Annotated in this window: 24 protein-coding genes and 2 other annotated features; of the genes, 23 read left to right on the forward strand and 1 reads right to left on the reverse strand. The window is 45.5% G+C overall.

Translation table 11 applies throughout. The features are described 5' to 3' along the window. The first annotated feature begins 3 nt into the window (after window positions 1–3). The 6 genes from ACBP55_RS09095 (at window position 4) to ACBP55_RS09120 (ending at window position 9,152) form a co-directional block, all read left to right on the forward strand. Window positions 4–447 carry an RluA family pseudouridine synthase gene (locus tag ACBP55_RS09095; protein ID WP_464650978.1) on the forward strand — a complete coding sequence of 148 codons (444 nt, stop codon included), beginning with the start codon at window positions 4–6 and terminating at the stop codon, window positions 445–447. Window positions 448–564: 117 nt separating this feature from the next. Next, on the forward strand, window positions 565–1,599 hold the full coding sequence (locus ACBP55_RS09100) for a LysM peptidoglycan-binding domain-containing protein (protein WP_464650979.1): 1,035 nt from the start codon (window positions 565–567) through the stop codon (window positions 1,597–1,599). A 178-nt stretch (window positions 1,600–1,777) separates the two neighbouring features. Then, window positions 1,778–2,030 (forward strand) — a binding site (T-box leader). A 99-nt stretch (window positions 2,031–2,129) separates the two neighbouring features. Next, the gene (locus ACBP55_RS09105; protein ID WP_464650980.1) at window positions 2,130–4,799 is read left to right on the forward strand and encodes a valine--tRNA ligase; all 2,670 of its coding nucleotides are present in this window, start codon (window positions 2,130–2,132) and stop codon (window positions 4,797–4,799) included. 70 nt (window positions 4,800–4,869) lie between these two features. Further along, a complete protein-coding gene (locus ACBP55_RS09110; protein ID WP_464650981.1) occupies window positions 4,870–6,246 on the forward strand; it encodes a bifunctional folylpolyglutamate synthase/dihydrofolate synthase in 1,377 nt (458 codons plus the stop codon). A 7-nt stretch (window positions 6,247–6,253) separates the two neighbouring features. Further along, window positions 6,254–7,642: a UDP-N-acetylmuramate--L-alanine ligase gene (gene murC / locus ACBP55_RS09115; RefSeq protein ID WP_464650982.1), complete on the forward strand. Its 1,389-nt coding sequence runs from the start codon at window positions 6,254–6,256 to the stop codon at window positions 7,640–7,642. A gap of 160 nt (window positions 7,643–7,802) precedes the next feature. Continuing rightward, window positions 7,803–9,152 carry an SPOR domain-containing protein gene (locus ACBP55_RS09120; protein WP_464650983.1) on the forward strand — a complete coding sequence of 450 codons (1,350 nt, stop codon included), beginning with the start codon at window positions 7,803–7,805 and terminating at the stop codon, window positions 9,150–9,152. Window positions 9,153–9,202: 50 nt separating this feature from the next. Here ACBP55_RS09120 and ACBP55_RS09125 read toward each other — a convergent pair whose 3' ends face one another. After that, window positions 9,203–10,447, reverse strand: coding sequence for an N-acetylmuramoyl-L-alanine amidase (locus ACBP55_RS09125; protein WP_464650984.1), 1,245 nt, complete (start codon window positions 10,445–10,447; stop codon window positions 9,203–9,205). Window positions 10,448–10,593: 146 nt separating this feature from the next. Between ACBP55_RS09125 and ACBP55_RS09130 the strand changes: the two genes are divergently transcribed. From ACBP55_RS09130 to ACBP55_RS09210, 17 genes are all read left to right on the forward strand, one after another. Further along, window positions 10,594–10,836 (forward strand): DUF4321 domain-containing protein, encoded by a 243-nt coding sequence (locus tag ACBP55_RS09130; RefSeq protein ID WP_029194660.1) that lies wholly within the window; start codon window positions 10,594–10,596, stop codon window positions 10,834–10,836. Window positions 10,837–10,893: 57 nt separating this feature from the next. Further along, the gene (locus ACBP55_RS09135; protein WP_464650985.1) at window positions 10,894–11,496 is read left to right on the forward strand and encodes a Maf family protein; all 603 of its coding nucleotides are present in this window, start codon (window positions 10,894–10,896) and stop codon (window positions 11,494–11,496) included. Between the two features lie 120 nt (window positions 11,497–11,616). After that, window positions 11,617–12,066, forward strand: a complete 450-nt coding sequence (locus ACBP55_RS09140) for an RrF2 family transcriptional regulator (RefSeq protein ID WP_464650986.1) — start codon at window positions 11,617–11,619, stop codon at window positions 12,064–12,066. Window positions 12,067–12,177: 111 nt separating this feature from the next. Continuing rightward, a complete protein-coding gene (gene radC, locus ACBP55_RS09145; protein ID WP_464650987.1) occupies window positions 12,178–12,867 on the forward strand; it encodes a RadC family protein in 690 nt (229 codons plus the stop codon). 36 nt (window positions 12,868–12,903) lie between these two features. Next, a complete protein-coding gene (locus tag ACBP55_RS09150) occupies window positions 12,904–13,938 on the forward strand; it encodes a rod shape-determining protein (RefSeq protein WP_464650988.1) in 1,035 nt (344 codons plus the stop codon). 21 nt (window positions 13,939–13,959) lie between these two features. Next, window positions 13,960–14,823: a rod shape-determining protein MreC gene (gene mreC, locus ACBP55_RS09155; protein WP_464650989.1), complete on the forward strand. Its 864-nt coding sequence runs from the start codon at window positions 13,960–13,962 to the stop codon at window positions 14,821–14,823. 13 nt (window positions 14,824–14,836) lie between these two features. Continuing rightward, the gene (gene mreD, locus ACBP55_RS09160) at window positions 14,837–15,364 is read left to right on the forward strand and encodes a rod shape-determining protein MreD (RefSeq protein WP_464650990.1); all 528 of its coding nucleotides are present in this window, start codon (window positions 14,837–14,839) and stop codon (window positions 15,362–15,364) included. A gap of 72 nt (window positions 15,365–15,436) precedes the next feature. Then, on the forward strand, window positions 15,437–16,096 hold the full coding sequence (gene minC, locus ACBP55_RS09165; RefSeq protein ID WP_464650991.1) for a septum site-determining protein MinC: 660 nt from the start codon (window positions 15,437–15,439) through the stop codon (window positions 16,094–16,096). Between the two features lie 40 nt (window positions 16,097–16,136). Next, entirely contained in the window at window positions 16,137–16,931 is a 795-nt protein-coding gene (minD, locus tag ACBP55_RS09170) for a septum site-determining protein MinD (RefSeq protein WP_029194668.1), read from the forward strand. Window positions 16,932–16,938: 7 nt separating this feature from the next. Further along, window positions 16,939–18,087: an FtsW/RodA/SpoVE family cell cycle protein gene (locus ACBP55_RS09175; RefSeq protein WP_464650992.1), complete on the forward strand. Its 1,149-nt coding sequence runs from the start codon at window positions 16,939–16,941 to the stop codon at window positions 18,085–18,087. A gap of 112 nt (window positions 18,088–18,199) precedes the next feature. Next, window positions 18,200–19,093, forward strand: coding sequence for a peptidoglycan DD-metalloendopeptidase family protein (locus ACBP55_RS09180; RefSeq protein WP_464650993.1), 894 nt, complete (start codon window positions 18,200–18,202; stop codon window positions 19,091–19,093). Continuing rightward, window positions 19,086–19,961 (forward strand): M50 family metallopeptidase, encoded by an 876-nt coding sequence (locus tag ACBP55_RS09185; protein ID WP_464650994.1) that lies wholly within the window; start codon window positions 19,086–19,088, stop codon window positions 19,959–19,961. Before ACBP55_RS09180 ends, ACBP55_RS09185 begins: the two co-directional genes overlap by 8 nt. A 23-nt stretch (window positions 19,962–19,984) precedes the next feature. Continuing rightward, complete coding sequence (locus ACBP55_RS09190; RefSeq protein WP_464650995.1) at window positions 19,985–21,148, forward strand: Rne/Rng family ribonuclease; 1,164 nt, start codon at window positions 19,985–19,987, stop codon at window positions 21,146–21,148. 52 nt (window positions 21,149–21,200) lie between these two features. Beyond that, window positions 21,201–21,289 (forward strand) — a sequence feature (ribosomal protein L21 leader region). A gap of 12 nt (window positions 21,290–21,301) precedes the next feature. Then, window positions 21,302–21,613 (forward strand): 50S ribosomal protein L21, encoded by a 312-nt coding sequence (gene rplU, locus ACBP55_RS09195; RefSeq protein ID WP_029194673.1) that lies wholly within the window; start codon window positions 21,302–21,304, stop codon window positions 21,611–21,613. 11 nt (window positions 21,614–21,624) lie between these two features. Continuing rightward, on the forward strand, window positions 21,625–21,978 hold the full coding sequence (locus ACBP55_RS09200) for a ribosomal-processing cysteine protease Prp (RefSeq protein WP_029194674.1): 354 nt from the start codon (window positions 21,625–21,627) through the stop codon (window positions 21,976–21,978). Between the two features lie 4 nt (window positions 21,979–21,982). Then, complete coding sequence (rpmA, locus tag ACBP55_RS09205) at window positions 21,983–22,294, forward strand: 50S ribosomal protein L27 (RefSeq protein WP_029194675.1); 312 nt, start codon at window positions 21,983–21,985, stop codon at window positions 22,292–22,294. A gap of 379 nt (window positions 22,295–22,673) precedes the next feature. Further along, window positions 22,674–23,273, forward strand: coding sequence for a Spo0B domain-containing protein (locus tag ACBP55_RS09210; RefSeq protein ID WP_464650996.1), 600 nt, complete (start codon window positions 22,674–22,676; stop codon window positions 23,271–23,273). Window positions 23,274–23,320: the final 47 nt, after the last annotated feature.

Genomic DNA, 23,320 nt, shown 5'->3' on the forward strand with positions numbered 1-23,320 from the left:
CATGTGCTTCTGGATGAAGCAATGCGTGACAAACGGATTGATAGACGCTATGTGGCGCTAGCTGAAGGCGTATTTCGTCTAAAACAAGGATCGATAGATGAACCTATCGGTAAAGATCGTTATATCTCAGGCAAGCGAAGAGTTTCACCAAGCGGTGATCAAGCGGTTACGCATTATCGGGTTTTAGAGCAAATGAAGAAGGCAGCTTTCGTGGAATTAGAGCTGGAAACAGGGAGAACCCATCAAATTCGGGTCCATCTCAGTCACTTAGGCCACCCATTAGCAGGGGATTCCCTATACGGGGGTTCATCGCGTTTATTTCATCGACAAGCGCTGCATGGAGAGAAGCTTTCGTTCGATCATCCTGTTACTCAAAAGCAGGTCATCGTGCACGCTCCATTGCCGCAAGATTTCAAATTTTTGCTAGAGGAAGTTTCAGCCCTGTAAAAATGTAGTCATGCCTAGCCCTTACCATCCATATACTTTTAGAGACAAACAAGTAAATGGCCAAACAATCCGTATGCTGTCCAGCATCTGGATTTGATGGAAGGGAGGATTAATTCGGTGTCTGAACAACAACCTGGTTTAAGATTCGATATCTATGAACGCGTTCATTTGCAAGAAGATTTAGCGGGGATACAAGAATTGAATGATGTAGAATTGCTTCCTCATATTCAGGTAATTACTTTGGATGATCAAGCAATCCTGAAAGGAAATTTGCTGCTCACGGGCAATTATTTCAGTGAAGAAAGGGATGCACCCAGATCACTAGAGCATCTGATTCCAGTCGAGATTACATTGCCTTTAAATCGCATTCATCGTGTAGAAGATATTCAAGTCGAAATTGAAAATTTTGATATTGATCTTTTATCAGCACGAAGTCTGAACGTTACAGGTGTGCTTTCCCTGCAAGGCGTCGAAATTGTTTCGGCTCCGTTGGAGAGCTGGCGGGAAGAAGAGGAAGTTACTTTTGTGCATGAGGTTAACATCCCAAGGTTCGAGCCAGCTGTGCCTTATACGCCACAGTTCGTCCAGGAACCACCGACACTTCCGATCATTCAAGAACCCGTAAACGTATCGTCTTATGCGGCTCCTCCTCCCTATGAGGCTCCCGCTCAAGATGAGGTTGTTTCTGAATTTGGCTCTAACGATGGTGCTGTTGTTGTGGAGATTGAACAAACCGAACTAAAAGTGACACCCCATCAAGAAAGCACGGTGGTTACGGAAGACAAGAAAGAACTCAAGGTCGCCTTTGGCAAAAAGGCGAATGAGGCTGTTGACATCAACCCGTACGGTATTAAATCGCTGCTTTCTAAGGCAGGCTCGTATCTAACCGATAAGAGGAATGCAGAAGCAGAAGCTCAAGCTGCACTTGCGGAAGAAACGCGAATAGATGCTGTGGAGTGGAAACGACTCTTTCTTCAAAGCAACACAGGAAGCCAAGAGTTTAGGAAACTCAAACTATGTATTGTTCAAAAAGAAGATACGCTGGAATCCATTGCCAAACGCTATCAACTCAACCCGCGTGAGCTTCAGTTTCTGAACCGCATGAGTGATCAAGAAATATCCGTTGGGCAGGTTATCTATCTGCCTAGATAAATAACCTGTTACATAGGCAAGAGCCTCTGGCTGCTTATAGCGGCTGGAGGCTCTTATTCATTTTCGTAACATCTTTCGGAAGCAAGCATAATTTATGCATAAACGGTAATACTGGAATGATATATTGACTCTATTTCAAATGTTCGATATCATATGATGTAAACCATTTTGAGTAATATTGGAAACGTTGATAGGGAGTAGTAGGCGGTAAGCCCTTCAGAGAGTGGAACTGGTAGCGCTGAAAGGTTCCATAGGAAGCAACCGAACGAAGTCGCCCTGGAGTTGTGAATGTGATTGTATGCGCCCGTTTATTCGGAGAGCAGCATTAGCATTCGCCGGCCGCAGCCGTTATCTGTTTGAGAGCCACGCGCTTCTTTTGAAGCTGCGCGGAATGAAGGTGGTACCACGGAAGCAAGCCTTTCGTCCTTTGCGGGCGGAGGGCTTTTTTTGTTTGAATGAACACCGATGCGAGATGACTAGCAGGCATCATAAGCCTGTTTAACAGAGATAAAAGTAATGGAGGTAATCTTATGACAGAAGCTAATGAGACCAAAGAACAATTGCAAATGCCTACTACGTACGATCCTAAAGAAGCTGAGCGCAAGTGGTATGATTACTGGATTAAAAATGAATTTTTCAAAGCGGGCACCCGTCCTGATGCGGAAACCTACACCATTGTGATTCCACCTCCGAACGTTACGGGTATGCTGCATATTGGGCATGCGCTTGATTTCACACTGCAGGATATTTTAATTCGCACCAAACGGATGCAGGGATATGACGCGCTTTGGCTGCCTGGATCTGACCACGCTGGTATTGCCACTCAAACTAGGGTAGAGCAAAAGCTCCGCGAGCAAGGACAATCACGCTATGATCTTGGACGCGAGAAGTTCTTGGAAAAGGTGTGGGAGTGGAAGGAGCTATATGCGAACACGATTCGTGAGCAATGGGCTAAAATGGGCTTCTCGCTGGACTATTCGCGTGAACGCTTCACTTTGGATGAGGGCCTATCACAAGCCGTTCGTGAAGTATTCGTAAGCCTTTATGAGAAAGGCCTCATCTATCGCGGGAATTATATTATTAACTGGGATCCAGCGGCTCGTACAGCGCTATCTGACATCGAAGTAGAGTATAAAGAGGTGCAAGGCGCCCTCTATCATTTAGAGTACAAAACGACCGACGGAACTGGTTCCATCGTTGTCGCCACGACACGTCCTGAGACGATGCTCGGTGATACTGCGGTTGCGGTTCATCCGAAGGATGAGCGTTATCAGCACCTCATTGGCAAAATGCTGTTGCTCCCTATCGTGAATCGTGAGATTCCGGTCATTGCGGATGAATACGTAGAAAAAGAATTCGGAAGCGGCGCTGTTAAAATTACACCTGCGCATGACCCAAACGATTTCGAGGTCGGGAAACGTCATGACCTGCCGCAAATTCTTGTTATGGATGAAACGGGTACGATGAACGCGAATGCGGGGCCGTATCAAGGGCAAGATCGCTTTGATTGCCGCAAGCAAATCGTGGCGGATTTGAAGGAGCAAGGTGTTCTTATTAAAATTGAAGAGCATGTCCATCAAGTGGGTCACAGTGAACGCAGTGGTGCGGTTATCGAGCCTTATTTGTCAACACAATGGTTCGTGAAAATGCAGCCGCTTGCTGAGAAAGCGATTGATACGCAAAAATCAGGCAATGGCGTTAATTTCGTACCGGATCGCTTCGAGAAAACGTACTTGAATTGGATCGAAAATGTTCGTGACTGGTGTATTTCTCGTCAATTGTGGTGGGGACATAGGATTCCAGCATGGCACTGTGCAGATTGTGGTCAAATCACGGTAACACGTGAGGACGCTACGGCTTGTTCTCATTGCCAAAGCACGAATATAAATCAAGACAATGACGTACTTGATACATGGTTCAGTTCGGCATTGTGGCCTTTTTCAACATTGGGCTGGCCTAATGAAACAGAGGATTTGAAGCGTTTCTACCCGACGAATGTGCTTGTAACGGGCTATGATATCATTTATTTCTGGGTATCTCGCATGATCTTTACAGGGCTGGAATTTACACAGCAAATTCCGTTTAAAGATGTGTTGATGCATGGACTTGTACGGGATTCCGAAGGTCGCAAAATGTCGAAATCACTTGGCAATGGTGTAGATCCGCTTGAAGTCATCGAGAATTACGGCGCTGATGCTATGCGCTATATGATTTCCACTAGCAGCACACCTGGGCAAGATCTGCGTTTCCGCCTAGAACGTGTAGAACAAGCGCGGAATTTTGCCAATAAGATCTGGAATGCGTCTCGCTTTGCTTTAATGAATCTCGAAGGTGTAAACGCAGCAGATATTGATTTAACCGGTCAACTGGGTACGGCAGACCGCTGGATTCTGCATCGCCTGAACGAAACTGTTCGTGACGTGACTCGTCTAATCGACAGCTATGAATTCGGTGAAACCGGCCGCTTGCTGTATAATTTCATCTGGGATGATCTCTGTGATTGGTACATCGAGTTCAGTAAATTAAGCTTATACGGGGCTGATGCAGCTGCTAAGAGTAAAACGCAGTCCGTACTGGCTTATGTTCTTGACCAAACACAGCGTTTGATTCATCCGTTCATGCCTTTCATTTCGGAAGAGATTTGGCAGCATCTGCCGCATGAGGGTGAGACGATTACGCTTGCTTCTTGGCCAGTAGAAAATGAGGCTTTCGAATCGCCTGATGCAGTTCGCGAGATGGAGCTCTTAATGGACGTTATTCGTTCCGTTCGTAATATTCGCTCTGAAGTGAATGTACCGATGAGCAAGAAAGTTGAACTGCTTGTAAAACCGGCGAGCAGCGAAACGCTGACTATTCTAAGCAGCAATGAAGAATACCTGAAGCGTTTCTGTAACACGTCCCTGCTCCAGATCGACGCAGTGATGGCAGCTCCAGAGAAAGCTATGACAGCTATTATTACAGGAACTGAGCTTTACTTGCCGCTAGCAGGTCTTATCGACATTGCACAAGAGCTCACGCGCTTGGATAAAGAATTGCAAACTTTGCATGGTGAAGTAGAACGTATTGAGAAGAAACTGGGCAATGAGGGCTTTGTTGCCAAGGCACCAGCCAAGGTTATCGAGGAAGAAAAAGCAAAGCTTGCTGATTATGCCGATAAGCGAGACAAAGTGATTGCTCGATTGGCGGAGTTAAAAGGATAATTGTGGTAAATCAAACGAATGCCTAGCGACAAGAACAAGCTGATTCATATAGTAAATGAGGATGAGATCGATGGATAAAATCAAAGACACCCCTTCGGCTGAATTCAAGACCGCGCAAGAAGCCATTGCCTGGATTGTCGGCCGAATGGAGAAGCTCGGCATAAAACCGGGACTTCAACGAATGCAGATGTTAATGGAGAAACTAGGTCACCCCGAACGTAGGCTGAAGTTCATTCATGTGGCTGGGACGAATGGCAAAGGCTCTACATGTGCCTATCTATCTTCGGTGTTGCAGGCTTGCGGATATGACGTGGGTACATTCACCTCTCCTTATTTGGAGAAGTATACGAATCGTATCCAAGTGAACGGAGCCGACATTCCAGACGACGTGCTGCTCACACTGGTGAATGATATGAAGCCAATCGTAGACGAGATTGCAGAGACTGAGGTCGGTCCTCCGTCTATGTTTGAAATTTCGACCGCACTAGCGATTATGTATTTCGGTAAAGTGGCATATCCCGATTATGTAGTATGGGAAACAGGTCTCGGGGGAAGGCTGGATAGCACGAATATTGTGAATCCTGTCGTAACCATCATTACGAATGTCGGCCATGACCATATGGAAATCTTGGGAGATACACTCGAATTAGTAGCAGCAGAAAAAGCGGGCATTATTAAAGCTGGTGTACCCGTCATTACCGCTGTTGAGCCGCATGAGGTTTGGAGTGTGATCGATCAAACAGCCAAGGCGAAAAAAGCAACACTCTACTCACTTGGCGGACAATTCAATTTCTCGAATGTCACAAGCGAGCTAGATAGCCAAACGTTTGATTTTAGCGGGCCGTTTCGAAATATCAATGGTGTGCCGATTACGTTAAACGGAGTGCACCAATTGAAGAACGCAGCAGTGGCCGTAATGACGCTTGAAGTTCTTCGTCAATATTATGCCTGCATCGTAGATGACGAAGATCTGTTCAAAGGACTCAAGGAGACCCGTTGGCCGGGCAGACTTGAGATGGTTTCGAGCGAGCCACGTATATTACTCGATGGCGCTCACAACCCAGAAGGGGCCGTAACACTGGCTGCCGCGCTTCAAAGTGTATATACGTACCGTAAGCTTCATATGATGGTAGGAATGCTCTCCACGAAGAATCATACAGGCTACCTAAGGCATATACTACCATTGGTGGATACTCTTATTATTACGGAACCTGATTTTCATAAAAAAGGCGACGCTTCAATGCTTGCTGAGATTGCAAGAGAGCTGCTGCGAGAGATGAATCGAACGGTAGATATCATTATCGAACGAGACTGGAAGCAAGCCTTAGAAACACTTACAAGTAGAACTGAGCAGGATGATCTGGCGGTCGTATCCGGCACGCTGTATTTAATCTCTGATGTTCGTTCTTGGATTACCTATCAAACCGATTCTGAAAAAGGATGGTGAGAACGGCGTGAGTCAAGCAGAACACGTACATTTTATAGGCATCGGCGGATACGGCATGAGTGCCATTGCCAAAGTCATGCTGGAAATGGGATACCGGATATCTGGTTCCGATCTGGCACAGCAAGAGCTTACAGAAAAGCTGAAAGCGAAGGGTGCGCAAGTTTTCATCGGACATGAAGCTAGGAATGTGTCAGGAGCCGATTTGGTTGTGTATTCAACCGCTTTGGCCAAAGACAACGTAGAAATGCAAGCTGCGGAACAATTGAATATTCCGATCATTCATCGCTCACAAATGCTTGCTCGGCTCATGAACGAACGCAAAGGGATTGCGGTAGCCGGGGCCCACGGGAAAACAACAACATCATCAATGATTGCTTTAGTCATGGAGATTTGTGGAATAGATCCGACCTATATTATCGGTGGCGAGATCATGAATGTTGGGAGTAATGCCAAAGCCGGCAAAGGTGAATTTGTCGTGGCAGAAGCGGACGAGAGTGATGGAACCTTCCTTCAATATCACCCAACCCTTGCACTAGTGAACAATATCGAAGCGGATCATTTGGAGAATTACAATGGTGATTTCGAGAATTTGAAGAAAGCTTACAAGCAATTCCTCAGTCAAGTTAGACCTGGCGGGAGAGCTATTGTTTGTCATGATGATACGTTCTTACGTGAAATGATTCCGCAGATTGGGAGCGAAGTTATTACGTATGGCATAGATACTGAGGCTGATTATGTCGCAAGCGATATTACGTTAGGTGATCGTAAGGTTACGTTTACTGTTCAGTTCAAAGGGGCTGAAATCGGTCAGGTGAGCTTGTCCGTACCAGGTAAACACAACGTATATAATGCACTAGCAACGCTTATCACTTGTCTTGAAGCAGGACTCACTTTCGAACAAGTTGCTGAAGCCATTCAGGAATTCCGTGGTGCAAAACGTAGGTTCCAAGTGCTGGGAGAAGTTGCGAACATGTTGGTTATTGATGATTACGCGCATCATCCTACGGAGATTCAAGCAACCATTTCCGCAGCAAGAGCAACAGGGAAACGCATCATAGCTGTATTCCAACCGCAACGTTATACGCGAACCTATTATTTATTTGAACAGTTCAGCCGCTCATTCGAGGAAGCTGATGAGGTTATTATTACCGATATCTACTCACCTGCCGGTGAGCAGCGAATTGAGGGAATAGATTCAGCCAAGCTGGTTGATTTAATCCGCAACAACAGCAACCCGAACGTTCAGCATATTGCAACTCGGGATGAGGTACTCTCTTATTTGATTCAGCATGTGCAGCCTGGTGACCTGGTACTAACTATGGGAGCGGGCGACATCTGGAAAGCAGCTGATGGTCTAGCGAAATCGCTGCGTAAAAAGTACGATACGAATAGTTAAAAGAAGGATCGCTGCAAGCCAAATGGCTGGAGGCGGTCTTTTTTTGCTGAAAGAAACATAATGGGGTTCTCTCAATCATAATCTAGTAACAGAAGATTTGGACAAGACGACGCGGCGCTATGCCCGATTCCAAATAAATTTTACGAGGAGTGATTGAGAGTTGAACAAGAATAAAGCAAGAATAACCTACCGTTTCGATCCGCAAGAAAGGTCGGAATCAACCCGTAGAGCATCGCGGGTACAGGATCAAGAGGAGAAAGTGATACCACTCTATCAGGAAGAATTTAAGGTTATAGATTCTACAATTGACCCTCAGACGTCGGATGAGGTGACGCCCTATCATCAAGCGGAGAGGGAGCAAGTCGAACATTTATTTGAACCTCATGCTTTAAATACGTTCACGACGGATTTTGGAAGCTGGAACAGTCAGATTGAATCGGAAGGTGAGCGAGTCGAACGGATCATTCGTGAATCACAGGAGGCTCGAGAGAATCAAACGGTTAGAAATCCTTCAACGGAGAGAGCTGAGCCTACCTCTGACCGACATCGAGATGAGTGGTCAACCTGGACGTCAAAGGAGCCTTATTCGGAAACAGGGACAGGTGCCAGATACGCGAAATCAACGAGTACTCCTTGGATTCGAATTGCTACATCAGTGGCAGGAGCGGTGGTGACGGGGATTGCGTTTGGATTCTTTGTTCTCTCCATGTTTTCAAGCGATCGTGATACCAAAACTACGGCATCGATTACTAATTCGATCGCGGTTTCTTCGCCAAATGTACAAGCAGCGGTCCCATCGAAAGCCCCAACGGGTGCAACGAAAACGACGACAGATCAAGCGCCTGCTGTTCCTGCTGCTGCCTCGGCTGTCACAGCGGTTCAAATTCCTGCGAAATCATATACGTTCCTTCAAAATGGCGTTTTTAGTAACTTACAAGGCGCTCAAGCTATTCAAGATACTTTGAAGAAAAAAGGATTAGCGGCTGCGCTTGACACGACAGATAAGCTAACTGTATTCGTCGGATTTGCCAAAAGCCGGGATGACGCTCTTGCTTTAAGAGAACAACTGCAAGCAGTGGATAAAACCGTTGAGGTTTATATGAAAAATGTGGATATCCCCGCGGCCACAGGGATTCGTTGGAGCGGCTCAAAACCAGAGTCGGTTTCAAGCTTCATTGGAGAAGGTGATAAGCTGGTGAATACGATTAATGGACTAGCGCTTGTTCATCTGGCCGAGACGAAGCCAACCCCGCTGGCTGAAACGTCACTGCAATCGATTCGTTCTTCGCATCAGCAGCTTACGACATTGTCGGCGTCGCTAGGAGAGGGATTAGGTGAAGACACGAAGTCATTCGTGCAAAAAATGACCACATCGATCAACAGTGCGGTTCAATCGATGGAAGAGTATAAGAAGAGTCCTTCCACCGCTATGCTGTGGCAAGCTCAATCGTCCATGATGCAGTACATTATTGCACAGAGAGAACTGCTGAAGAAAATCAGCGTATCCTAATAAAAAAAGCAGTGTGTCCAAAGCTCCCAGGAGTTAGGACACACTGCTTTTTATTTGTAGTAGCGATTGAGCATGGCAGCAATCTCTGCACGCGTAATGGTTTGACTTGGTTTAAATGAGGTATCCGTTATACCATCAATGATGCCCTTATTTTTTAATGCATAAATGGCCTTAGCACTCCATAATGCTTCAGGCACATCGTCGAATGATGCGGATGCTGCAGCAACTGGCGGGCTATTCGTTGTGATAGAAGCCATTTGTAAGAGGCGATCGAAGAGAAAAGCGACTTCGCCTCTCGTAATCGACTGATCGGGTCTAATCGTTCCATCGGAGTAGCCCTGCAGGAGATTTAAGTTTTTTGCTTTGGCGAATACGGGGCTAGCCCAATGAGAAGACGGCAAGTCTTTGTAGCTTTGCTCAGCGGGAACTTGGCAGCCATAAACGATGGTTGTCACGGTTCCGCTCGGCTCACAAACGGATTTCAATTGGCTAAATGTAAATACACGATCCATTAATGTGAGAAATTCCGCTCTTGTTAAAGCGCGTTCCGGTTCATAACGATTAGCAATGCCTTCGATGATCCCTTTATTTTTCATCCGCAAAATCGCTTCTCTGGCCCAATGACCAAGGGAATCCGTGAACAAGGGAGGTGTGTAGGCAGCAATACCATTCGCAATACCCGCAGCCATTTTAGACCGAACGGAGTCACTTGCAAGCAAAGCTGCGTCGCTTGTTTGGTTAAGAAAGGCTGTCTCCACGAGAATACTTGGAATTGTTCCCATTCTGGCTACATAAACGGCACTTGGAATGAGACCTAAGTTTTTGGTGCCGGCAGCAGCTAGTAGAGAATCCAAAACATGCTGTGCGAGGTCTTTACTATACGGAGTTAATTTTTTCATCGTTTCACTTGCTGGATAATCTTCTTGTGGATAATCATTATCGTAGTAGAGAACCATAGTTCCCTTCGTTTTGCCGTCCGGATGCGAATTGGCGTGGATAGATACGAATAAATCCGCTTTTTGAGCATTTGTAAATTCGACTCGCTGGGCAAGTGACCAATAGGAGTCATCTGTTCTTGTTAAGACGACTTCGTAACCTTTTGCGATTAGCTCGTCTCGTACCTTCTGGGTGATGTCCCAATTGACATCTTTTTCACGGAGACCATTAATACCGGTCGCTCCAGGGTCACTTCCACCATGTCCGGCATCGAGGACAACTTTGTAAGCAAATGCTTGATAAGGAAAGGCAAAGGTAAGTAATAAGGATAATAGGATAAGTCTTCTAAGTAGAGTCATAAGTTGAAATACCTCCGCTAACTATCTTACTAGGATCGGCTCACGTTGTAAGCTGGTAAGAATCACCACCGTATCCTATTTTTACTTGGAAAAAAGAAGAGTCTACCCGTATAATAGGGCTTGTACATAAAGAGAGGATGACAGGAATGAAAAAAGGTACCTTCACATTGATCGTATTTTTAATCGTCGGTTTAATTACCGGGATTATCATAGGCCAGCTGTTGGCTGGAGTGCCTGCTCTCGCATTTTTGACCAAATCGGCGCAAATTTCATGGGAGCCCAAAGCTGATTTACAAGTCGTGAAATATGAGTTTCATCTTTTGGTGAAACTAAACCTATGCAGTATTCTTGGATTAGTGGGGGCGTACCTCCTGTATCGTAAGGTGTAACTGGATTGCAATTGGAAAGCCATAGTAAATATTACAATCAGCTAGGAGTTGTTTCTTTTGAGTCATTCCCCTAAACAAAGACTAATTCTTGCTTCGTCTTCGCCGCGGAGGCAGGAGCTTATTCAATCGCTTGGTTTACCCTATATCATTCGAGTGAGTGACGCAGATGAGACCGTCGAAGAAAAAATTTCGCCTGCAGAGCTCGTGGAAGTGCTCTCTTTGCGTAAAGCCTCTACGGTTCTAGAAATGCTTGAAGTTAGTGAAAAAGAAGGAATCATTATCGGATCTGATACCGTTGTTGTCTATCAAGATGAAGTTTTAGGCAAACCGGTGGATGAACAGGATTCTTTCCGGATGCTTAAAGCACTGCAAGGCAGTACGCATCAGGTGTACAGCGGAGTTGCTTGTGTAGACGCGGCCACAGGTAAACAGGTTGTCTCTCATCGTGTGACACATGTACAGATGAAGCCCATGTCTGACGCGCAGATTTTACGTTATATCGCCACAGGAGAACCTAAAGATAAAGCTGGTTCCTATGCGATTCAAGGGATCGGAGCAACGATCGTGGAATCGATTGAAGGTGATTACTTTACTGTTGTTGGATTGCCGCTTTCTCTGCTTAGTGACCTGCTGCTAAGCTTTGAAATTCAAGTTCTTTAATTATCAGATCCTAGCTGGAATTTTTGTCCAAAATAGGACTCATACATTGACTGTGTAATCTGTAACGGTTACAATGACAGTAAGCGACATGACTTCGCATTCTTCAGGGAGGTATTTGCCATGAACAGCGAATTTACAATAGCCGTCCACAGTCTCGTATTTCTGGCTCATTTACCGGATCATATGGCAACCAGCGAAGAAATTGCTGTGAATGTATCTACCCATTCTGCTCGTATACGCAAAGTTATGGGCTTTCTACGAAAAGCAGGTTACGTTTCGACGAAAGAAGGGATCGGTGGCGGATTCATACTTAGCTGCAATCCGGACGAGGTGACACTCGGCGAAATTTACCGTTTAACTTGTCAAGGTTCCTTGAAGCCGAACTGGTGCTCTGGTGATGAGAATAAGACCTGCGTCATTTCATCCAAAATGGATTTATTGATGGGGAAGGTTTTCATTGACGCAGAGAAGCAGATGGAAATATACTTTGATGGACATACCATCGGCAGTATGCTGGAACAAATTAGAGCGTTCGAATGTCCACAATCGAATCAAGAGCAATTGTCCTAGAAGCCCTCGGATCTTACATATCCGCGGGCTTTATTTTGTTTTATGAGCACATATCCATATGAATGGGATGCGTTTAAGTAACACAACCTACATAATGAAAGAGGGGAATTCATGGAAGTCACAAGCTTGATGCTACGAGAAGTACCGCAAGAGGAAAGACCTAGAGAACGTATGCTCCAATACGGAGCAGGTGCATTAAGTCATGCTGAACTGCTGGCCATTTTACTTCGAACAGGGACAGTGTCGGAGTCGGCGCTGCGTTTAGCAGGTCGAATATTAAGCGAAAGCGGCGGGCTGCGCAGCCTTGTTGACATGAGCAAAGACCAGCTTACCCAAATCAAGGGAATCGGCGATGCGAAGGCTCTGCAAATTCAAGCCGGGATCGAACTTGGTCGCAGGCTGGCCAAAAGTACATTTGAGGAGCGAGTTACGATTCGTTCTCCCAAGGATATCGCCGATTTAGTGAGTGAAGATCTTCGTTACTTGCAGAAAGAACATTTCGTTTGCTTATTTCTCAATACAAAGAATCATCTACTTGCACAGGAAACACTATCAATGGGCAGCCTGAACGCGTCTATTGTTCATCCTCGTGAAGTGTTTCGAGCGGCAATCAAACGCAGCAGTGCTTCAATCATCTGTGTGCACAATCATCCAAGCGGTGATCCGACTCCAAGTCCGGAGGATATTCAACTCACGCATCGGCTAGTGGAAGCGGGAACTATAATTGGTATTGAAGTGCTTGATCATGTTATCATTGGTGATCAGAGATTCATAAGTTTGAAGGAACAAGGCTTTATGTAATATAATAGATAACGCAATAGGAAAGGAGCAGCTGCCATGTTCGGTAGTTTTACGAAAGATTTAGGAATTGATTTAGGTACAGCGAATACATTGGTTTACGTAAAAGGCAGAGGAATTGTCGTTAGGGAGCCGTCTGTGGTTGCTCTACGTACTGATACAAAAACAATCGAGGCTGTCGGAGACGCCGCTAAAAAAATGATCGGTCGCACACCTGGCAACATTCGCGCAATTCGTCCAATGAAGGATGGGGTTATTGCTGATTTTGAGACTACTGCGACGATGATACGCTACTTCATAAGACAAGCACAGAAGCAGCGTTGGTTGTTCCCGCGCCATCCGAATGTTATGGTTTGTGTGCCTTCAGGCATAACAGCTGTTGAGAAGCGTGCTGTAGAAGATGCGACGAAGCAGGCTGGAGCTCGTGAAGCTTACACGATTGAAGAGCCCTTCGCAGCAGCGATCGGTGCGGATCTGCCCGTTTGGGAACCAACAGGAAGCATGGTTGTCGACATTGGAGGGGGAACAACGGAGGTTGCAGTCATTTCTCTTGGAGGAATTGTAACGAGCCGTTCCATCCGTATAGCAGGCGATGAAATGGACGAAGCCATCATTCAATATATTAAGCGAACGTATAATTTGATGATTGGGGAACGTACATCCGAAACGCTTAAGATGGAAATTGGGTCGGCATTACCTATGGACAAGCCGGAATCCATTGAAATAAGAGGGCGCGACCTCGTTTCCGGATTACCGAAAACGCTAAGCGTTACTTCCGATGAAATCACGGAATCGTTAACGGATACGGTGAATGCGATCGTTGACGCTGTGAAGGTTACTCTCGAGAAGTGTCCGCCAGAATTATCAGCGGATATCATGGATCGGGGAATTGTGCTGACAGGTGGCGGTGCCTTACTGCGTAATCTTGACCGCTTGCTTGCCAGAGAAACTGGAATGCCAGTACTCGTCGCTGATAATCCGTTAGATTGTGTGGCGATTGGAACGGGCCGCGCTTTGGAAAATATCCATTTGTTCAAGAACAGATCAGGATCCAGTTCGAGATATAAGCGTTAATATTCGTTAGAAGGTGCTAATTTGTTTAAATTTATGGGCAACAAGAGGCTGATTTTTCTGATGTTTGGTCTAGTCTGCTTCTTTATATTGATGGGACTGACACTCGGGAACCGGGCACCCATGACGTGGCCGGAGAAATTTGTTAAAGACTCGGTTTCGTGGACGCAAGGACTCTTCTACAAGCCCGCTGCGCAGGTAGCGGGTTTCTTCGAAGATATCCGTCAGCTAAGAGTCATCTATGAGGAAAATAAGACGCTGAAACTGACTCTAACGCAGTATGCACGAGATACACAGCGGTTGAATGAGCTGGAATCACAAAACAAGCGGTTAATGGAGGCTCTTGGCTTCACAGAGAGACAGCGTCAGGCTAACGTGTATACGTATCGCATTGCTGAAGTTGTAACCATTGATCCGGATCCGTATAATAGCACGGTTACGATTAATTTAGGCGATAAAGATGGCATCAAGGAGAATATGGCTGTCATGACTGTAGATGGGTTGGTCGGCAGGGTGAGTAAGGTGTTCGGTTTCCATTCTAATGTTCAATTACTTACAGAAACCAATGATACCGATAATAACTCTAAGGCAATTGCTGTTACGGTGAAGGGGAATGAGAATCAACCTTTCGGGATGATTGAGTCTTACGATGCCAAAACCGGTGAGCTTGTGATGAATAAGGTCGAACATGCCGACGATATGAAAATCGGAGATACAATCATTACATCAGGCTTGGGGCAAGTATTTCCTAAGGGCATTGAGGTAGGGACAATCTCTTCCATAGGTCCAGGGGAATTTGGCATTACATACAAGGTTATGGTGAAGCCCAAAGCTTCGTTCAACCGTATCCGTGAAGTGTTTGTTGTCGAAGTCCCGGAAGTGAAATGAGGTGAGCCTTTAAGTGAATCGGCATCTATTGTGGCTCATTCTACTCGGTTTGTTTATCCTGCAAGGAACCTTGCTTGTTTGGCTAATCCCTTCAGCATGGCAATCTAGCGTTATGGTTACACCCCATTTAACACTTGTATTCATTTTGTTTATCGGACTTTTTCATCATCGTCATACCGCATTAATTTATGGGCTTTTGTTCGGACTATTGCACGACTTTAACTATTATGGATCGATGCTAGGTGTATACTCCTTCGGTATGGGGCTTACTGGCTATCTGGCCGGACTGGCTCAGCGAAGACAGCCTAATTTGCTTTTTTATAATTTGCTCATAACAGGCGTTGGTTTGCTCTTGTTTGAGTTTATTAATTATGGTATCAATCGGTTGTTCAAGCTCATTAATATTGATTTGAAGTTTGCTCTCACCCATTACATGCTTCCGAGTGTTCTATTTAATCTGCTAATCGCCTTGATTTGCTACGTTCCCATCCGCAAGCTGCTTGAAGGAAAGCGGATTGCGAAGTCCGGAAACGAAGATTAATTTTCCAGGCTCTAGGCAGGAGAATCCAGGACATGAGCCGAAATGTATAGGTTGGGAGGTCGTAGCGCAATTATGTCCGTAACAAAGCACCATGTGATGATAAAAGGGGTCAAGGATGGCCTTGTTTTTTTGCTAAATGACGCATGCGAATGGCAGGTCTTGCTGCAAGAGCTGCAGCATAAGCTTGAGAAAACGCATCAACAAATATTGACTGGACCGATTATTCATGTGCACGTTAAATTAGGCAGCCGAGAAGCGACCGAAGAACAGAAGGAAGAAATTCGATCCGTCATCCGGCAAAAAGGCAATCTGCTTATCCAATCGATCGAAAGTGAGTTGCCTAAAGAGGAAGCTGCAGAAGAGTCTGCGGTTTCTATGACAACGCTCAAAGGAATGATTCGATCGGGACAAACCCTGCACAACGAGGGTGATTTATTATATTTAGGCGATGTTAATCCTGGCGGAACGATTACCTCTACAGGGAACATTTATATAATGGGGTCTCTTCGCGGTATGGCGCATGCGGGGGTGGATGGCGATGAGAATGCGATTATTGCTGCTTCTCATATGCGTCCCACGCAGCTTAGGATTGCTGGAATCATTAGCCGTCCTCCGGACGAATGGGGAATCGAAGAGGCTTTCATGGAATTTGCTTATGTAAAAGAAGGTAAAATGGAAATCGACAAGCTTCACCAGCTTCATCGAATTTGGCCGGAATCGACTGTGAAATAATCGTTTGTATAGGTGAAAATAGCGTGTGGGGTGAGAAAATATGGGAGAGGCAATCGTCGTCACTTCAGGGAAAGGTGGCGTTGGTAAAACAACGACATCAGCGAATCTTGGAACGGCACTAGCACTTTTGGGGAAAAAAGTTTGCATGGTAGATACCGACATTGGACTGCGCAATCTGGATGTGGTCATGGGTCTGGAAAACCGTATTATTTATGATCTTGTCGATGTTGCAGAAGGCCGTTGCCGTTTGCCGCAAGCATTGATTAAGGATAAGCGCTTTGAAGAGCTTTATCTTCTGCCAGCTGCTCAAACGAAGGATAAGCATGCCGTATCACCAGAGCAAGTAAGAGATATTATTTTGGAGCTCAAAAAAGATTTCGAATTTGTCATTATCGACTGTCCAGCTGGCATCGAACAAGGCTTCAAGAATGCCGTAGCCGGAGCAGACAAAGCAATCGTTGTTACGACACCCGAAAACGCGGCTGTACGCGATGCTGACCGCATTATCGGCTTGCTGGAGAATGAGAAAATCTCCTCGCCTAAGTTAGTCATTAACCGCATTCGTCCAATGATGATGAAGAAAGGCGAGATGCTGGATATAGATGAAATATGCTCCGTGCTGGCCATAGATTTATTAGGGATAGTTCCAGATGATGAGCATGTGATCAAAGCAGCAAACTTAGGTGAACCCACCGTGATGAATCCGTCGTCGCGCGCAGCTATTGCTTACCGCAACATCGCTCGCCGTATTTTGGGTGACACGGTGCCGCTCATGCCATTGGAGGACAAAACCGGCTGGGTCAAACGTATGAAAAAGTTTATCGGAATAGGATGATAGGCCAGTGCTTGCCAAACTGAAAAACATAGATATTCCTATTGTTGTCATTTTGTTTGCCTTTATGGTCATTAGTACGATGCTTGTGTACAGTGCATCTATCGATCATCCTAAAATTAACGTTAGTATCACGAAAATACTGGCCTTATATGGCGTTGGTTTAGCAGCATTCGTTGCAAGCAGTTTATTTGATTATCGAGTACTAATTAGAATCGCTCCCTATCTTTATGGTATCGGCATCTTTTCTCTAGTCGCTGTTTACTTTTTTGGGACGAAAATTCATGGGGCGCGCGGCTGGTTTGAGCTCCCGGGTGGCTTAACCTTTCAACCAGCTGAGCTAGTAAAATTAATTTTAATCGTGGCTGTTACTGCATTATTGGCAAGGCGCAAAGGTGATTTATTGCAAATTAAGAACGATATTATCCCTGTCTTTGCAGCCGTGTTGTTACCGTTTATCTTGGTCCTCATTCAACCTGATCTAGGGAATGCGATCATTTTTGTGATCATTCTTTTGGGCATGATTTGGATTGGTAATATTAAATATTCGCATGTCTTACTTAGCACAGTCGTAATCATAGGCGTTGGATTCTTGCTTTTGACGTTATATAAGGTTTTCCATCAGTCCTTGTTTGATTTGCTTAAGGGTTACGGTTTTAGTCATTGGATGGATCGTATCGATACGTTCCTTTATCCCCAAGATGTGTCTGCTGATGATAATTATCAGGTTCGTAATGCAATAAGAGCGATCGGTTCAGGAGCTTTGGAAGGCGAAGGTTTTCTGAAAGGTACCTCTGTTCACAGTAATTTCATTCCATTCGCGTACTCAGATTCGATTTTCGTCGTAGTTGGTGAGGAATTCGGTTTCCGCGGGTCAGCGGTTCTACTGTTGATCTATTTTTTACTCATCTACCGTATGATCCTCATCTCGATCCAAAGTACTCAGATTAGCGGAGCTTACATTGTGGTCGGTGTGGTTTCCATGTTCGTCTTTCAAATTTTTGAAAATGTCGGGATGATGATTGGGATCATGCCGTTAACGGGAATCACTCTTCCTTTCGTCAGTTATGGAGGAACTTCTCTACTGATTAACATGCTTTCATTAGGCCTCGTGATGAGCGTAAAGCTGCATCAGGAACGTGAACCTGAATTTTTCTAAAAGTATTACAAATGTATGGCCCTTGACCTTTGGTCAGGGGCTTTTTTTGTCCACATAATCTTGTCCCTCTTCTCATAGGCTGTACAAAGGTTAACGATGGGGAGGGGCTTCCATGGAAGTCAAAGATAAAGTGAAACAGCGAAGAATAGAACGACTTCGCAATTTGCGCGAAACGTCAGATCCTTCTAACGGGAGTGGAAGTCCAGTGAGACCCTCTCGAAATAGGGGGAATTCGTTGCCCATACATCATCATTCCGAAGCACCTCTCTATGTGGATTCTGAGTGGAAACGGCGAATGGAGGATCCCGAGTATGCATGGCAGCAAAAATTATTAATGGACCCGGCATTAGTCGGACGTGATTATCTGAGGGATGGTGAAAGAGGATTGTTAGCGCCGCCTTCGCCTCGTAAGATTGCGGTCAAGCTGTTCATTAGCTGCGTATTGTTTGCAGCGTTGTACGGGATGTTCCAGCTTAATCAGCCTTGGGCTAATAAAGGGAAGCAAATCGTGACCTCTTCGCTTACACAGTCGTACGATTTCTCGTCGCTGTCAGCTTGGTATAGCGATAAGTTTGGAGGATCACCTTCATTTATTCCCAGCTTTAACCGAGAAGGGAATGAGGCCATAAGAGTGAATGCCTCTAAGCGCACCTTTTTTTCTCCTGCAAAGGGGAGTATTGTTACGCGATATGACGGGACTTCCCATATGGGAGTTAATTTGAATACCATTGAATTTGCACCGGTTTACGCGTTGGATACCGGTCAGGTCATTTTCTCCGGAGTAGCTGCCGATACGGGCTTAACGATTATGATCCGACATCCAGGAGGTCTTCAATCCTTGTACGGCGGTTTGAGTGAGGCCAGTGTCGAGGTAGGTGACTGGATGAAAGTTGGTGAGCCCATCGGTAAGGCTTCCAAGAAGGATCCTGCAAAGGGGACGCTTTACTTTGCCGTTACGAAGGACGGGCATCCTGTCAACCCATCGGATGTGATCAGCTTTGATTAAATGGGCCGGAACTACGTACCGATTCCACCCCTTATTTACGCTCATTATGATTGGCTCTGCCATTACAGGGTACTTTCTGGAGGCCGTTACGTTATTTGGCATCGTACTGGTTCACGAGTTTGGTCATTTGGCTGCTGCCAACGGCTTTGGGTGGAGGGTGCGGGAAGTTCAGTTTCTGCCTTTTGGGGGAGTCTTGATCGTTGATGAGCTTGGAACGGCTCCGACGCGTGAAGAGCTCATTGTCTCTCTAGCAGGGCCGCTGCAGCACGTATGGATGATTCTCGTTGCTCTGCTGATGAAATGGGTGGATGTAGGCGCAAGCAGCTGGTGGGATTATTTCATTGAAGCTAATTTGATGATTGGCTTATTTAATCTCATTCCAGTCATGCCGCTTGACGGTGGCAAAGTGATGCAGTCATTGTTAGGGTACTTATTGTCCTACCACAACACGATTTTATATACAACATGGATCAGTATGATATTAAGCTTAGCCATTATTGTCATAGCGATTATCCAACTGATCAACGGACATCTCCCGCTTAATATATTGGTCATCGGTATTTTCTTGCTTATATCCAATTGGTACGCCTATCGGCAGCTGCCCTATCACTTTTTTCGCTTCCTTATTGGTCGCGGTAACCGAATGAGTCAACTATTAAGCCGCGGGACATTAGCACAGCCCATTGTCATTACGAGACATCGTACGATGGCGGAAACGTTGAAGCTTTTTATGAGGGAAAAATATCATTTAATCTATATCGTCGGAGAAACGGGGCGCATACAAGCCGTATTGCCGGAACAGCAATTAGTGAGCGGTTATTTGGATGGGAAAAAACCGGGGAGTGCAGTTTCCGATCTTTTCATGTAAAATAACTGTTGAGGTGAACGTGTATGAAGCAACTTATAATTCACTGCGCACCTGATCTTACACAAGCGGCATTGCTTGAAGAAAGTCGTCTTGTTGAGTATGATACGCAGTATCCGCTTGATTCTCAGAGAGCAGGCAGCATCTACATGGGTCGCATCGTCAACGTCCTTCCCGGCATGCAGGCGGCATTCGTCGATATCGGTCTTGCGAAGAATGCCTTTCTATATATAGACGACCTCCTACCCGTCCACTTGGACAAGCAGCCTAAGATTAAACCCTCTATAACGGAGCTCGCGGAAGTCGGTCAGACGCTGATGGTGCAGGTGACGAAGGATCCGCAAGGTACCAAAGGTGCAAGAGTAACAACTCATATTTCCATTCCTGGCCGCTGGATTGTCTATATGCCAGACGCCGATTATATTGCTATATCCCGCAAAATTGATCTGGACGCAGAACGGCAACGCCTCAAACAGCTTGCAGAAGGCAGCTTGCTGCCTGGTGAAGGTGTTATTATACGAACAGGTGCTATTGGTCAAAGTGAAGAAGCGATTCGTGATGATTTGCATAATCTACGAGAATTATGGAGTGCTATCGTGTCCAAAACGGAAGAGGCACATGCGCCGGCGCAGCTATATCAGGATCTTGATCTCCTGCCCAGACTGGCCCGAGATGTCATTACGGATGACGTTCATGAAGTTTGGCTAAATGACGCCAAGGTGTACGAAGAGATGAAACAATTATTGCGAAAGCAGCAGCCGAGTTGGCGTGGGCGCGTAGCTTTTTATGACCGCAAGATTCCGTTGTTTGATCAATTTGGTGTCACAGAAGAGCTGAATGAGAGCTTTAGACGTAAAATTTGGCTGCCTAGCGGCGGATATTTGATCATTGATCAAACCGAAGCACTTACCGTGATAGATGTGAATACGGGAAGGTATACCGGTTCCATTGATTTAGAGCAAACAGTTACCGATATTAATCGAGAAGCGGCGAGTGAAATTCCAAGGCTTCTGCGTCTTCGTAATTTAAGAGGCATTATCATTGTTGATTTTATTGACATGAGCTCGGAAGTAAATCGAGCAGCAGTGATGGAGAACATCACACAAGCCGTGCGTAAGGATCGCTCCAAAACGATTATTGTCGGTTGGACCAAGCTAGGCTTGCTTGAGATGACACGTAAGCGGAAATAATAATTGCATTGCAAAATGTTTCTGTGATATAATACTCGGAGTGTGTTGTTTAGGCATGCTGTAACCGCACGAATCGGGTCTAAGCACGGAGAAGGATTGGTTCCTAACCGTCACCTGGACAAGGCGAGTCTGAGACATGAGGAGGTAATGAAAATGTACGCAATTATTGAAACAGGTGGTAAACAGTACAAAGTTCAAGAGGGCGATGTTCTTTACATCGAGAAATTGAACGCAGCTGAAGGTGAAGTTGTTTCTTTTGATCGTGTGTTCTTGGTTTCCAAAGAGAGTGGCTTAGTAGTAGGTGCTCCATTGGTTGCTGGTGCTTCGGTTTCCGCGAAAGTGGAGAAACACGGCAAAGGCGCTAAAGTCATCGTTTATAAGTACAAGCCGAAAAAGAACTATCACAAAAAGCAAGGTCATCGTCAACCGTACACAAGAGTAGTAGTTGAGAAAATCCAAGCGTAAGAGGCAGCCTTATGATCTATGTGACCATAGAGCGTCTTGCACCGGATTCACCTCAGATCTCATCTTTTGTAGTGGAAGGCCATGCTGAATATGACGTGCCTGGCAAAGACCTAGTCTGCGCTGCAGTATCAGCGGTAACGTTTGGTACTTATAATTCGATTGAATCGCTGACGGGCGTGATTCCCATTCACGAGATGGAACGAGGCTTGATGGATGTTACAATTCCAGAGAGTACACGATCTGTTCCGGAGACATGGAATAAGGTCCAATTGATTCTAGAATCGATGGTCGTCATGCTACAAACCATTGCAGACAATTACGGTGACTATATAACGATTGAAACAATCTATCACAAAGGAGGATAACACCATGTTGAAATTGGATCTCCAGTTTTTCGCTTCCAAAAAAGGGGTGGGTTCCACAAAGAACGGACGTGACTCACACTCTAAGCGCCTTGGCGCTAAACGTGCTGACGGTCAAACCGTTACTGCTGGAAGCATTCTCTACCGCCAACGCGGTACGAAAATTCACCCAGGAACGAACGTAGGCATCGGTTCGGATGATACACTTTTCGCTTTGGTACAAGGCGTAGTGAAATTCGAGCGTTGGGGTCGCGATCGCAAAAAAGTGAGCGTATACCCAGTTGATGTAGCTCCTGTGGCTGCAGCTTTAGAAGCGTAATTTGAATCCCTGGCGAGCGATAAGCCCGCCCAGGGATTTTTTTCTAATTCGAAACAAACCTAATATAGGGATCTTTGGTCGGAGATCAAAGTCTCTCATCTTATAAACGCGGTCACTAATCTCGAAGGGCAGAGGTTTTCTCATTTGTTTGGTGAAGTTTGCTAGTACATCATGATATACTGGATGAACGGTTACAAAGCAGGGAGAACGGAGCGAACGGGGAATGAAACGAGCGGGCAGTACGCAAGTTTATTTATTAGCACTTGTGCTCATAGGATTGACGGGAATGATGTTTGTGGAACCCTGGATTGTCAGGGGAGCATTACTACTGATCATTGTCTTTTGCGGTTATACCGCCTTCAAGTTGGATGCGAGTAGATTGGAAGAGGAATGGAGCCAAGAGCTCCGTCAACAGGAACAAAAGGCTCAACAGCAGTTAATTCAGGTCATAAATCGTTTGCGTCATGATTGGATGAACGATACCCAAATTTTATTTGGTTATATTCAGTTGAAGAAGTTTGATAATTTACAGCCTTATATGGAAAAAATAAAAATGACTATGCAGCAGGAAAGTAATCTCTCCAAGTTAGGCATTCCATCGTTAATTGCTTTCTTGTTGTTGTTTCGCGTCCAGTCGAAATCACTTGAGCTGGAAGTTGAATTAGATCAAGAAATCAATCTTGGACAACTTCCTCTGCATGACGGCCTCATCGAAAGATTGGTACGTCAAACCGTGGAATGCGTTCAAGAGCATGCTGCGGCAAGCGACGGTGAAAGTGGTACACTTAGCCTGGAATTTGATGTTCAAGAAGATGGCTTACTGCTTGATTTTGTATATCAAGGCCCCTATAACAGGGAGCAACTTGAAAAAGCTTTGAAAGAAACCCTGCTTTCGAGAGCGAATTCTTATTCACTGGAGCAGAGTGAGTGGCAAGAGGAAGAAGCGGTCATCACATTGCGGTTGCCGTTTCGTACATAATAAAGGGATCTTTGGACCAAGACCAAAGCCTCTCCTTAGTTGAGGTG

This window comes from Paenibacillus sp. WG02, assembly GCF_055396115.1.

Coding starts and splice junctions, on each gene's coding strand:
- ACBP55_RS09105 (WP_464650980.1), top strand. CDS start 2,130: ATGACAGAAGCTAATGAGACCAAAGAACAATTGCAAATGCCTACTACG.
- ACBP55_RS09110 (WP_464650981.1), top strand. CDS start 4,870: ATGGATAAAATCAAAGACACCCCTTCGGCTGAATTCAAGACCGCGCAA.
- ACBP55_RS09125 (WP_464650984.1), bottom strand. CDS start 10,447: ATGACTCTACTTAGAAGACTTATCCTATTATCCTTATTACTTACCTTT.
- ACBP55_RS09130 (WP_029194660.1), top strand. CDS start 10,594: ATGAAAAAAGGTACCTTCACATTGATCGTATTTTTAATCGTCGGTTTA.
- ACBP55_RS09140 (WP_464650986.1), top strand. CDS start 11,617: ATGAACAGCGAATTTACAATAGCCGTCCACAGTCTCGTATTTCTGGCT.
- radC (WP_464650987.1), top strand. CDS start 12,178: ATGGAAGTCACAAGCTTGATGCTACGAGAAGTACCGCAAGAGGAAAGA.
- ACBP55_RS09150 (WP_464650988.1), top strand. CDS start 12,904: ATGTTCGGTAGTTTTACGAAAGATTTAGGAATTGATTTAGGTACAGCG.
- minC (WP_464650991.1), top strand. CDS start 15,437: ATGTCCGTAACAAAGCACCATGTGATGATAAAAGGGGTCAAGGATGGC.
- minD (WP_029194668.1), top strand. CDS start 16,137: ATGGGAGAGGCAATCGTCGTCACTTCAGGGAAAGGTGGCGTTGGTAAA.
- ACBP55_RS09180 (WP_464650993.1), top strand. CDS start 18,200: ATGGAAGTCAAAGATAAAGTGAAACAGCGAAGAATAGAACGACTTCGC.
- ACBP55_RS09190 (WP_464650995.1), top strand. CDS start 19,985: ATGAAGCAACTTATAATTCACTGCGCACCTGATCTTACACAAGCGGCA.
- rplU (WP_029194673.1), top strand. CDS start 21,302: ATGTACGCAATTATTGAAACAGGTGGTAAACAGTACAAAGTTCAAGAG.
- ACBP55_RS09200 (WP_029194674.1), top strand. CDS start 21,625: ATGATCTATGTGACCATAGAGCGTCTTGCACCGGATTCACCTCAGATC.
- rpmA (WP_029194675.1), top strand. CDS start 21,983: ATGTTGAAATTGGATCTCCAGTTTTTCGCTTCCAAAAAAGGGGTGGGT.